This window comes from Dyella monticola (genome assembly GCF_003363155.1).
In the GTDB taxonomy this organism is placed as follows: Bacteria; Pseudomonadota; Gammaproteobacteria; order Xanthomonadales; family Rhodanobacteraceae; genus Dyella_B; species Dyella_B monticola.
In genome coordinates this window covers 48137-59988 of sequence record NZ_QRBE01000019.1, presented here as the reverse complement: position 1 = coordinate 59988, position 11852 = coordinate 48137, and the positions used below count along the sequence as shown (strand labels likewise).

Sequence of the window (11852 nt, the reverse complement as noted above, 5' to 3'; positions counted from 1 at the left end):
CTCTTCGAATCAGCAAAAAAGCCCGGTCGCTCCGCGACCGAAAGCGCCGCAGGCAATCCCCAACCACTCTTTGGGCCAGCAAAAAAGCCCAGTCGCGCAACGACCGAAAGCGCCACAGGCAATCTCCCATCCCCCGAAATAGTGACCCAAACACCCCCCAGCAAACCTAAAGCAAACCCTGCCGACGCCGATAAACCTCCCAACAGCCCCACCAACGCGAGGCACCCCTCATGGCCGGCAAAAGCAAAACCGAAACCCGGGTAAGCATTCCCGCCGATTGCCGCATCGCCGACGTGGGCGAACTGCACACCCAACTCCGCGGCGCACTCGGTGCGTCGCAGATCGTGCTCGATGGCACCACGGTGGATCGTGTCGACACCGCCGCGTTGCAATTGCTGGTGGTGTTTCAGCATGAAGCAAAGAAACGCGAGCGTCAGGTGAACTGGGCGGGCGTGAGTGCGCCGCTGTACGACGCGGCCAGTCAGTTGGGTCTGGCGGAAGCATTGGCATTGCCGGCGAAGAAGCCGGCCTGAACTTGAGGTGGAAGATGGCAAAGATTCTTGCGGTGGACGATTCGGCGTCGATGCGCGGCATGGTGGCATTCACCCTGCGCAGCGCCGGTTATGACGTGAGCGAGGCGGATAACGGACAGGCGGCGCTGGATACAGCGGCAACCGCGAAGTTCGACCTGGTTCTGGCCGACGTCAACATGCCGGTGATGGACGGCATCAGCATGGTGCGCGAATTGCGCACGCGTGCCGAATACAAGGGGGTGCCGATTCTGATGCTGACCACCGAATCGAACACAGACAAGAAGATGGAAGGCAAGGCCGCGGGTGCGACCGGCTGGCTGGTGAAGCCGTTCGATCCGGAGCAGTTGCTGGCGACGGTCAAGCGCGTGCTTGGTTGAGGTGTGAGGCGGCACTTTCGTCGCAACGCGTAACACGCCTCACGTCATTCCGGCACAGGCCGGAATGACGTGAAACACGATCGGCATCAGGGTCAATCCAGGATTCTCATTTCATGAGCAACATCAACATTGCCCAATTCCACAAAGTCTTCTTCGAGGAAAGCCTGGAAGGGCTCGATGCGATGGAATCGGCGTTGTTGGCGCTCGATGACGGCGGCGCCGCGGAACTCGTGCACAGCATTTTCCGCGCGGCGCACTCCATCAAAGGCGGTTCGGCCACGTTCGGGTTCCCGGACATGGCCGCGCTCACGCACGAAGCCGAATCGCTGCTCGATCAGGTGCGCGACGGTCGTCGCGCGATCGACAAGTCCATCATCGAACTGATGTTGCGCACGGTGGATTGCCTGCGCGGCATGTTCGAACGCGCGCAGGCCGGCCAACCGCTTGCCGATGCGCAAAGCGAAGATCTCAAGCGGCAGCTGGCGGAGGCGGCGGGGCATAACGTGCCTGCCGCGGCCGGCAAGGCCGCGGCAAAACCAGCCGCATCCGGCGGCTGGTCGATTCAGTTCCGTCCCCACGCTGGCATGTTGGCCGGCGGCAACGATCCGTTGCGTCTATTGCGTGAACTGGCTGCGCTCGGTCAGCTGGTCGTCGAGGCACAGTTGGATCGTGTGCCCACGCTGGACGCGCTCGACCCTTCCGAATGCCATCTTGGCTGGCGCATCGAACTGACCGGCGCGGTCAGTCGTGAGGCCATCAAGGCAGTGTTCGAATGGGTCGAAGACGAATGCGATCTCACCATCGAGCCGCTCGTTGTTGCCGCGCCACCGCCCGCACCTTCGGTCGAAGCGGTTGCCGTACCGGCCGCTGGTGCGGGCGCCGCGACAGGTACGGCGCGCGGTGCTGCAGCAAGCGGCAACGATGCCGGTTCCGTGCGTGTGTCGATCGACAAGATCGACGGCTTGATCGATCTGGTCGGCGAGTTGGTGATTACGCAGGCGATGCTCGATCAGTTCCGTGAGGATTTCGATCCATCGCGCCTGGCGATGCTGCAGCACGGCCTGGCACAACTGGCGCGGCACACGCGTTCGTTGCAGGAAAGCGTGATGGGCATCCGCATGTTGCCGATCGGCTCGGTCTTCAATCGTTTTCCGCGCCTGGTGCGCGACCTCAGTCAGAAGCTGGGCAAGCAGGTGAAGCTGGAACTGGTCGGCGAGCACACCGAACTGGACAAAACCGTGCTGGAAAAAATCGGCGATCCGCTGGTGCACCTGGTGCGCAACGCGATCGATCACGGCCTGGAAATGCCGGACAAACGCCGCGCCGCCGGCAAGAGCGACATGGGTACGCTACGCCTGGAAGCATTCCACCGCGGCGGTTCCATCGTGGTGGAAGTGGTCGATGACGGCGCGGGCCTCAATCGCGAGGCGATCATCGCCAAGGCGTTGCAGAAAAGCTTGATCAGCAGCGCCGATACGTTGAGCGACGAGGCCGTGGGCGAGCTGATTTTCCAGCCCGGCTTCTCTACTGCGGCCGTGACGACCGACCTCTCCGGTCGCGGCGTGGGCATGGACGTGGTTCGCCGCAACGTGGTGGATCTGGGTGGCACCGTGTCCATCAACAGCCGTCCGGGGAAGGGTACGACCTTCACCATCACGTTGCCGCTGACGCTGGCGATCATCGATGGTCTGCGCGCGGCGGTGGGCGAGGAGTGCTACATCGTGCCGCTGGTGTCGATCGTGGAATCGGTGCAATTGCGCGCCGATGCGGTGCGCAGTGTGACCGGCGGCGGCGAGCTGTTCCGTTTCCGCGGCGAATATCTGCCGATCGTGCGCCTGCATCAGCAATTCGGCTGCGCCGATGCACGCCAGAACATTGATGAGGGCCTGGTGATCGTCGTCGAAGCGGACGGCACGCAGATCGGCCTGTTTATCGATGAATTGATCGGCCAGCAGCAAGCCGTGGTGAAGTCGTTGGAAGCCAACTACCGGCGCGTGGATGGTATTTCCGGCGCGACCATTCTTGCCGATGGCTCGGTCGCGCTGATCATCGATGTGGCCGGTTTGATTCGCTTGCAGTCGCGTCGCAAGGCGGCTTAGCAAACGCTCTCGTGGAGCGGGAAGGGCTCCGCGTTTTAGTGGAATCGCGCACGAGCGACGGCGCGTGACCCAAGCATGGAGCGCGGTGGGCGATGCGCCCGTCATCCCATGTTATCGAAGGTTGTGGTCATGATGTCCCCATTGAAAATGCTCCAACGCCTTAGCCTTTCGGCCAGGGTATGGCTTGTTATCGCCATCGTGGTGGTCGGGCTGGTTGCGTTGACCGTCATGTCGTCGGTGGCCAGCCGTGGCTTGCAGATGCAGGCACGCGAACGCGCGCTGGGCGATGAAGTGGCCACAGCCATGTCCTTGTTGCAGAGCTATCACGATCGCGCCGCCAAGGGCGAATTCACTGAAGCGGAAGCACAGCGGCGCGCGCTCAGCGCGATGTCCGCGCTGCGCTGGAACAACGGCACCGGTTATGTCTACGTGTTCGATTCCCATCTCACCATGCGCATGCATCCGGTCATGCCCAAGCGCGTGGGCACAAGCATTCGCGACGAGACCGATTCCACCGGCAAGTACATGTATCGCCAGATGCTCGCCGCTGATCAGCGTGACGGTCACGGGTTGACCCAATACATGTGGCCGATGCCAGGCAGCCAGGGCAACAAACTGAAAATGACCTACACGGCGCTGTACAAGCCGTGGGATATGCACGTCGCGGCGGGCGCGTATTTCGTCGACATCGACGCCCAGTTCCAGCACATGCTGCTGGGCAGCCTGCTGCGCGCCGGGCTGGTGGCTTTGCTGGTCATCCTGGTAGTTTGGGAATCCATGCGCAGCATCCGACGCAGCATCGGTGGCGAGCCAAGCACCGCGCTGGCGCTGGCCGCGCGCATTGCCGATGGCGATCTGCGCCACGACGACATGCTCATGCCGGCACCCGGCAGCCTGCTCGATGCCTTGCGCCGCATGCGCGACAAACTCACCGAGGTGGTGGGCGATGTGCAGCAAAGCGCGCACACGGTGACGTCCGCCGCGCAGCAGATTGCGCGCGGCAATGACGATTTGAGCTATCGCACGCAGGAACAGGCGGCCAGCCTGGAAGAAACCGCCTCCTCGATGGAGGAAATGACCGCCACCGTGAAGCAAAGCGCAGACAACGCGCAGCATGCCAGCCAGCTCGCCGTCGCCATGCGCAAGCAGGCTGAACACGGCGGCGCCGTCGCATCGCGCGCCAGCACGGCGATGGAGGAGATTCGCCGCGCCAGCGCGCAGATTGCCGACATCGTCGGTCTGATCGACGAAATCGCCTTCCAGACCAATCTGCTGGCGCTCAATGCCGCCGTGGAAGCGGCCCATGCCGGCCAGCACGGCCATGGTTTTGCGGTGGTGGCGACCGAGGTGCGCAACCTCGCCCAGCGCAGTGCGCGTGCGGCGCGGGAGATCAAGACCTTGATCGGCGACAGTGCCGAAAAGGTGCAGACCGGCTCGCAGCTCGTAGATGAATCCGGCCTGGCCCTGGACGGCATCATCACCAGTGTGAAAAAAGTGGTGGACATCGTGAACGAGATGGCCGCGGCCAGCCAGGAGCAGTCCGGTGGCATCGACCAGGTCAACCGCGCGGTCGTCCAGATGGACGAAGCCACCCAGCAAAATGCCGCGCTGGTGGAAGAAGCCGCTGCAGCCGCGCGCGCCATGCAGGAGCAGGCCGACCGGCTGAGTGCGCAGATGGGGTATTTCCGGGTGCACGGGGCGATGCCTGCGGCGGTGAAGGGCGTTTCTGCCCGGAAGCCTGCGATAGGTGTATTGGCAGCAGCGGCGGACTAAGACGGTTTTCCCGCGCACTGCTCCCTCCCCTACGTGCAGTAGGGGAGGCTTGGGGTGAGGTGAAGCCACTCGCCGCGAACGCCAATCGTGCCGTAAGCCCAGGCAACCCCACCCCGGCCCTCCCCTGCACGCAGGGAAGGGAGCACAGAGCTGCGAGCTGGCGTTTTTCGAGGAATCAGGCGCCTTGCGGAGGCATTCCTCACCTCAAGTTTTCCCTCTGACCGCCGATTCCTCCTACGAACGGGGGGCATCACTTGCAGGCCCCCCATCCACGAGGCTACCCATGGCAGATCAAGCGCAGTACCTCACCGTGAACCTTGCGCACGAGGAATACGGTATCGACATTCTGGCCGTGCGCGAAATTCGCGGCTGGACGCCGGTGACGCGCATTCCGCAATCCCCGCACTACGTGCTCGGCGTGCTGAACCTGCGCGGCGCGATCGTGCCGGTGATCGATCTGCGTCTGCGTTTTGGTCTTACGCGCGAGGAATACAACGCCACCACCGTCACCGTGATCATCACTGTGTCCGGTCGCCAGTTCGGCGTGGTGGTGGATGCCGTATCCGATGTGCTCGACGTGACGAGCGATGCCATCCGTCCGGTGCCCGACATGGGCACAACGGTGGATACCGAATATCTGAAAGGACTGACCTCGGCCGGCGACCGCATGGTGTTGCTGCTCGATGCAGACAAATTGCTGCAATCGCAGGACGCGCAGATGCTCGAAGCCGCGCTGAATGCGGCCCACGATGTGAAAGCTGTGGCCTGAAGGACTAAACACTCATGAAACTGCGTTTCCCCAAACTCACCTTCAAATCGCTCACCGTGCGGGCGCGACTGATCATGCTGGTCGGCTTGCTCGGCTTCATGCTGCTGGCCGGCGCGGGCATCGGCCTGTATTCGATGTCGCAACAAAATGCCGGCACGCAGCGCATCTACGAATCGGGCCTCGTGCCCAGCCAGATTCTGGATCAGGTTCGCGCCGATTCGCTCAAATCCTTCCTCACCTTGAGCGAGGCTGCCGCACTGGTCGGCAAGCCCGATCAGGTCAAGCAGAAGATGGTGGAATTCCAGCGCTATCAGAAGGAGCTGGACGACTACCGCGGCCGCTTCGACAAACTGCAAGTCAGCCCGGCGGTAGCGGCGGCCTCGAAAGATTGGCACTCCAGCGACAAAGACTACAACGATGCCAAGCAGGACGTGCTCGACGCCATCAAGCAAGCCGACACCGGCGCATCCGACACGGTGGAAATGGAACTGCGCCCACTCTTGATGCAGCGCCAGGATGCCATGGCCAAGCTGGTGAAAGTGCAGAGCGATGAAGCGGGCCAGATCTTCGCCGACCAGGTGAAGAGCTACCAGCGCATCCGCATGATCACTTTGATCGCCTTGATCGCCGGCCTGCTGTTCGCGGCACTGCGCTCGGCGCTGCTGATCCGCTCGATCTCGCGCGCGCTGAGCCATGCCATGAAGATGGCCAACGAAATCGCCGGCGGCAAGCTGGGCCACGACATCGAAGTGAAAGGCAAAGATGAACTCGCCCAACTGCTCGGTGCGCTGCGCACGATGGATCAGCGCCTGGTCGACATCGTCTCGGAAGTGCGCCAGGGCTCCGATGCCGTGAGCACGGCGGCGCAGCAGATCGCACGCGGCAACGACGATCTCAGCCAGCGTACGCAAGAGCAGGCCTCCAGCCTGGAAGAAACCGCCTCCTCGATGGAGGAAATGACCTCCACCGTGAAGCAGAACGCCGAGAACGCCAGCCATGCCAACCAGCTTGCTCGCGGTGCACGCGAACAAGCCGAGCGCGGCGGCGAAGTGGCGGCGCAGGCGGTCACCGCCATGCGCGAGATCAACAGCTCCAGCCGCAAGATCTCCGACATCGTCAGCCTGATCGACGAAATCGCCTTCCAGACCAACCTGCTGGCGCTCAATGCCGCCGTGGAAGCGGCGCGTGCCGGCGAACAGGGCCGTGGCTTCGCCGTGGTCGCCACCGAAGTGCGCAACCTCGCGCAGCGCAGCGCGGGTGCCGCCAAGGAAATCAAGCTGCTGATCAACGACAGCGCGGACAAGGTGCGCGCGGGCACCGAGCTGGTGGACCAATCCGGCAAGGCGCTGGCGGACATCGTCGAGAGCGTCAAGAAAGTCACCGACATCGTGGCCGAGATCGCGGCCGCCAGCCAGGAACAATCGGCCGGCATCGATCAGGTCAATAACGCCGTGTCGCAGATGGACGAGATGACGCAGCAGAACGCCGCGCTGGTGGAAGAAGCCTCCGCCGCCGCACGCGCCATGCACGAACAGGCTGGCGAACTGTCGCGTCAGGTGAACTTCTTCCGCTTCGGCGATGACGCGGTCGCTGCCTCGTCCGCAAAGCCCAAAGCCGCGGCCATCATGGCCGAAACCGAAGCGGTGTTTGCCGCCGTGCGCCAGTCGACACCGCCTGCCGCCACACCGGCACGCCGTGCGGTCGCGGAGACGGCCGACGCCAGCGTGTGGAAGGAATTCTAAGCACATCGCTGCTCGCGCCCTCTCCCTTCGAAGAGAGGGCGCCGCTTCCGCAACCCAACGACGTCGGCGCCCACCAGGACCGGACATGACCACCGCAGCACTCACAGAGTCCAACGTCGCCACAGGCGTAAGCGGCCCGCTGCTGGCGGACGCCGAATTCAAATTCCTGCGCGACTTCGTCTACCAGCATTGCGGCATCGCGCTGGGCGAGCAGAAACACCAGCTCGTGCAAGGTCGGTTACAACGTCGACTGCGTGCATTGGGCCTGAAAGAGTTCGGCAGCTATTGCCAATTGCTGCGCACGGATCCGGAGGGCGAACTGGGCGAACTGGCCAGCGCCATCAGCACCAACGTCACTTCGTTCTTCCGCGAGATGCACCACTACGACCTGCTGGTGAGCGAACTGCTGCCACGCTGGCTCGAAGAAAAAAAGCACAATGGGCGATTGCGCATCTGGTCGGCCGGTTGTTCCACCGGCGAAGAACCGTACGCCTTGGCGATGGTATTGGCCGAAGCGTTGGAGCGCACGGGCAGCAGCGTCGATGCGCGCATCCTCGCGACCGACCTTTCGCCGCAAGCCTTGGAGCAGGCGCGTGCCGGGCTGTATGCGCTCGAACGCATGGACGGCGTAAGCGATGAGCGCCGGCGCAAATGGTTTCTGCGCGGCGAAGGCCGTTACGAAGGCTACGCCTGCGTGCATCCGCGCTTGCGCGAACTGGTCACCATCCAACCGCTCAACCTGTTGCACGACTGGCCGATGCGCGGGCCGTTCGACGCCATTTTTTGCCGCAACGTGGTGATCTATTTCGACAAGCCGACCAAGCAGCGCCTGTTCGAACGCTATGCCGGCCTGCTCGAGCAGGGAGGCTATCTGTTCCTGGGTCATTCTGAATCGATGTATGGCCTCAGCGATTCGTTCGAACTGGTCGGCCGTACCGTCTACCGGAAGTGCACACGATGACAGCCGTTCTGCCAGGCGTTGCCATAGCGCGAGACAAACACGCACCCGTGTTGCCCGGTTTCGAGCACATGCGCAGGTTCTGGGACCCCACGCATAGCTGCATGACCGTGAAAGTGCTTCCCGGCGAGTTCTATGTGAGCGCGCAGGAGGAGATGGTTTCCACGGTGCTCGGCTCGTGCGTGTCCGCGTGCATCCGCGACGACGAGCGCCGCATCGGTGGCATGAACCACTTCATGCTGCCGGCGCCGATGAGTGGCGAGCGCAACGATTGGTCGTCGGCTGTCGGCCGCGCCGCGCGCTATGGCAGCGACGCGATGGAACAGCTCATCAACGCGATCCTGAAGGCCGGTGGGCGGCGCGAATCGCTGCGGGTGAAGATCTTCGGCGGCGGCCGCGTGCTGGCGCAGATGACCGATGTGGGCAAGCGCAACATCGCCTTCGTGCAGCACTACCTGGAAACCGAAGGGCTGCCGCTGGTGGCCTCCGACGTGGGCGATATCTACCCGCGCCAATTGCAGTTCTTTCCCGCCAGCGGAAGGGTTCGCGTAAGGCAGTTGCGCACCCAGCGCGATGCGGAGCTGGCGGCCACGGAGCAGCGCTACCTCAAGCGTTTGGCGAACGATCCGATAAAGGGAGAGGTGGAATTGTTTTGAGTTTCAGTGAGGCCATGGTTGATGTGATTGACGCCAAACCTCAACACCGTCGCCCCGGCTTTCGGCGGGACGACGAACAACCCCTAGATTAGTTGAGAAAAAACGCTCATGGAAAAAGTCCGCGTACTGGTCATCGACGATTCCGCCCTGGTGCGGAAGCTGCTGTCGGCCATGCTCGATTCCGATCCCGGCATCGAGGTGGTGGGTGCGGCCGCCGATCCGTTGATCGCGCGCGACAAGATCAAGCAGCTCAACCCGGATGTGCTGACGCTCGACGTGGAGATGCCGCGCATGGACGGGCTCACCTTTCTCGAAAACCTGATGCGCCTGCGGCCGATGCCGGTGGTGATGGTGTCATCGCTTACCGAGCGCGGCGCGGAAGTCACGTTGCGTGCGCTGGAAATCGGTGCGGTGGATTTCTTCACCAAGCCGTCGAGCGATCTGGCCAACTGCTTTGCCGAAAGCGCGCAGGAGATCTGCGCGAAAGTGAAACTGGCTGCGCGTACGCGTCCACGTCCCTACACGCAGGTGCAGAAGCTCGACGTCGCGCCGCGGCTTTCCGCAGACGCGGTGCTGCCGCGCTCGCAATCGCCGGGCACGCGCGGCAGCATGCGCATCATCGCCGTGGGCGCATCCACCGGCGGCACCGAAGCCATTCGCGTGCTACTGGAATCGATGCCGCCGGATGCACCGCCGATCGTGGTCACGCAGCACATCCCGGCCGCTTTCAGCGGGCCGTTCGCCACACGCATGAATAACTGCTCGGCGATGCGCGTGTGCGAAGCGCGCGATGGTCAACCCATCCAGCCTGGCCACGCATACATCGCGCCGGGCGGCGAGCACCTGCTGGTGATGTGGGACGGCGCCAAGCACGTTTGCCGCCTGCACGATGGCCCGCAGGTGAATCGACACAAACCGAGCGTGGATGTGCTGTTTCGTTCCACCGCAGCGAGCGTCGGTTCCGCCGCCATCGGCGTGTTGCTGACCGGCATGGGCGATGACGGCGCGCGCGGTTTGCTTGAACTGCGCGAAAGCGGCGCGCCCACGCTGGTGCAGGACGAGGCCAGCTCGGTGGTATGGGGCATGCCCGGCGCCGCGTGGAAACTCGGCGCCGCCGACGAAAAGCTGCCGCTCGAAGAGATCGCCGCGCGCCTGTTGGTGCTCGCGCAACAACCCACTGTCGGCGCACGACGCGCCGCATCCTGACGTATCGGAATGACCTATGTCTGCCATCCTGCCCGCTTCCGCTCCACGCCCGCTGATCGGCATCGGCGCGAGCCTCGTTGCCTTGCTGCTGTGCCTCATCTGGAATCCGGTGTGGATGGCGCCCGTTCTGATCACCGCGCTGTGCGCGCTGTGGATCTTCGAATGCCGCCGTCTTTCGTCGTCCATGGTGGTGGAAGCGCCGCCGGCGCCTGACCATGGTCCCGTGCGTGAAGCGCTGGAGGATGTGCGCGGCGCGCTGGTGGATGAAATGGGGCATGCCGCGCGCGAATTGCACCAGGCGCTGGACTTGCTGCGTGACGCCGTCTCGGAACTGGGCGGCGGTTTCGATGGCTTGTCGCAGAAAACCGGCATGCAGCAGTCGCTGCTCAAGCAGATTATCGATGTGCAGAATGGCGGCGTCTCGGTGCAGGATTTTGCCGCGCGCACGGGCGATCTGCTGGAACACTTCGTTGGCTTGATTGTGCAGCTTTCGCGCGAAAGCCTGCGCATCGTCTATCGCATCGACGGCATGTCCAAGGAAATGGATGCGGTGTTCGCGCTGTTGAAAAACGTGAACACGATTGCCGAAGAAACCAACCTGCTGGCGCTTAACGCGGCCATCGAAGCGGCGCGTGCCGGTGAAGCCGGGCGCGGTTTTGCGGTAGTGGCGGGCGAGATTCGTAACCTGGCCAGCCATTCCAATCAGTTCAACGAGCAGATCGGCAGCCACGTGGAACGCGCACGCATCGCAATGGAGCAGGTGCGTGGCCTGGTGGGCGAACTCGCTTCGCAGGATTTGAATGTGGCGCTGTCGGCCAAGGGCGGCATCGATGCCATGATGGCGCACGTCACCGAAAGCGACGCACGCACCAGCGCCGTGGCCGATCAAGTGGTGGAAATCAACCGCGGCCTGGGCAACGACGTATCCACCACCATCCGATCGCTGCAATTTGAAGACATCCTCAGCCAGCTGTTGAACCAGACGCGTACACGCCTGGTGGAACTGCAAGGCGTTGCCACCGAAACCACGCGCGACATCGAAGCGCTGGCGTGCGAATCGTTCGACGCGCAGCTATTGCGCCAGCATTCCGAACGCGTGCGCGAACGTCTGGCGCTGCAGCGTGAAAAAGCCCGCATTCGTTCGCGCGGTCCGGCCCTGCAGAACAGCATGGATGCCGGCGAGATCGAACTGTTCTAAGGAGCCATTGCCATGAGTCTCAACGTTCAACACGACCACGAACAGGATTGCGTCACCCTGCAATTCGGCAATCGCTTCGACTTCAGCGTGCACCGCAGCTTTCACGAAGCCTGTCTGGGTGAGCGCAAGCCCTCGCGCAGCTATGTGATCGACCTGGGTGATGTGGAGAGCATGGATAGCTCTGCGCTCGGCATGCTATTGCTGCTGCGCGAGCATGCGGGCGGTGATCGCGCTGAAATCCGCATCGTCAATGCGAGCACTGCATTGCGCGGCACGCTGCGTGTGGCCGGATTCGACAAGCTGTTTACGTTGCACTGAGCGCCGCGTCGCTTCATCGCCTTGGCCATATGCCTATGGCTGCGCACCTCGTTATCAGCGCTGAAGGCGCCTTCAACGCGAAATAAAATCTTGCCCACCGTCATTCCGGCCTTCGTCGGAATGACGGTGGGCAAGATTTGCGCTTTATGTAAGCGCGTACATCACGCAAGCGCGTACATCACGCAAGCGCGTACATCACGCAAGCGCGTACATCACGCAAGCG

Annotated in this window: 11 protein-coding genes; all 11 read left to right on the top strand. The window is 63.0% G+C overall.

Features of this window, described 5'->3' with window-relative positions; translation table 11 throughout:
* Nucleotides 1-230: 230 nt before the first annotated feature.
* The 11 genes from DWU98_RS20440 (at nt 231) to DWU98_RS20390 (ending at nt 11629) form a co-directional block, all read left to right on the top strand.
* A complete protein-coding gene (locus DWU98_RS20440) occupies nt 231-533 on the top strand; it encodes an STAS domain-containing protein (RefSeq protein WP_115497435.1) in 303 nt (100 codons plus the stop codon).
* A gap of 14 nt (nt 534-547) precedes the next feature.
* Nucleotides 548-910: a response regulator gene (locus tag DWU98_RS20435; protein ID WP_115497440.1), complete on the top strand. Its 363-nt coding sequence runs from the start codon at nt 548-550 to the stop codon at nt 908-910.
* Nucleotides 911-1023: 113 nt separating this feature from the next.
* Entirely contained in the window at nt 1024-3009 is a 1986-nt protein-coding gene (locus tag DWU98_RS20430) for a chemotaxis protein CheA (RefSeq protein WP_115497434.1), read from the top strand.
* A gap of 129 nt (nt 3010-3138) precedes the next feature.
* Complete coding sequence (locus DWU98_RS20425) at nt 3139-4782, top strand: methyl-accepting chemotaxis protein (RefSeq protein WP_230474970.1); 1644 nt, start codon at nt 3139-3141, stop codon at nt 4780-4782.
* Between the two features lie 283 nt (nt 4783-5065).
* On the top strand, nt 5066-5551 hold the full coding sequence (locus tag DWU98_RS20420; protein WP_115497433.1) for a chemotaxis protein CheW: 486 nt from the start codon (nt 5066-5068) through the stop codon (nt 5549-5551).
* 14 nt (nt 5552-5565) lie between these two features.
* A complete protein-coding gene (locus DWU98_RS20415; protein WP_115497432.1) occupies nt 5566-7293 on the top strand; it encodes a methyl-accepting chemotaxis protein in 1728 nt (575 codons plus the stop codon).
* An 85-nt stretch (nt 7294-7378) separates the two neighbouring features.
* Nucleotides 7379-8254 (top strand): CheR family methyltransferase, encoded by an 876-nt coding sequence (locus DWU98_RS20410; protein WP_115497431.1) that lies wholly within the window; start codon nt 7379-7381, stop codon nt 8252-8254.
* The gene (gene cheD / locus DWU98_RS20405) at nt 8251-8907 is read left to right on the top strand and encodes a chemoreceptor glutamine deamidase CheD (RefSeq protein ID WP_115497438.1); all 657 of its coding nucleotides are present in this window, start codon (nt 8251-8253) and stop codon (nt 8905-8907) included. Before DWU98_RS20410 ends, cheD begins: the two co-directional genes overlap by 4 nt.
* A gap of 108 nt (nt 8908-9015) precedes the next feature.
* Complete coding sequence (locus DWU98_RS20400) at nt 9016-10113, top strand: protein-glutamate methylesterase/protein-glutamine glutaminase (RefSeq protein ID WP_115497430.1); 1098 nt, start codon at nt 9016-9018, stop codon at nt 10111-10113.
* A 16-nt stretch (nt 10114-10129) separates the two neighbouring features.
* Nucleotides 10130-11311, top strand: a complete 1182-nt coding sequence (locus DWU98_RS20395) for a methyl-accepting chemotaxis protein (protein ID WP_115497429.1) — start codon at nt 10130-10132, stop codon at nt 11309-11311.
* A 12-nt stretch (nt 11312-11323) separates the two neighbouring features.
* Nucleotides 11324-11629: an STAS domain-containing protein gene (locus tag DWU98_RS20390; RefSeq protein ID WP_115497428.1), complete on the top strand. Its 306-nt coding sequence runs from the start codon at nt 11324-11326 to the stop codon at nt 11627-11629.
* Nucleotides 11630-11852 lie beyond the last annotated feature (223 nt).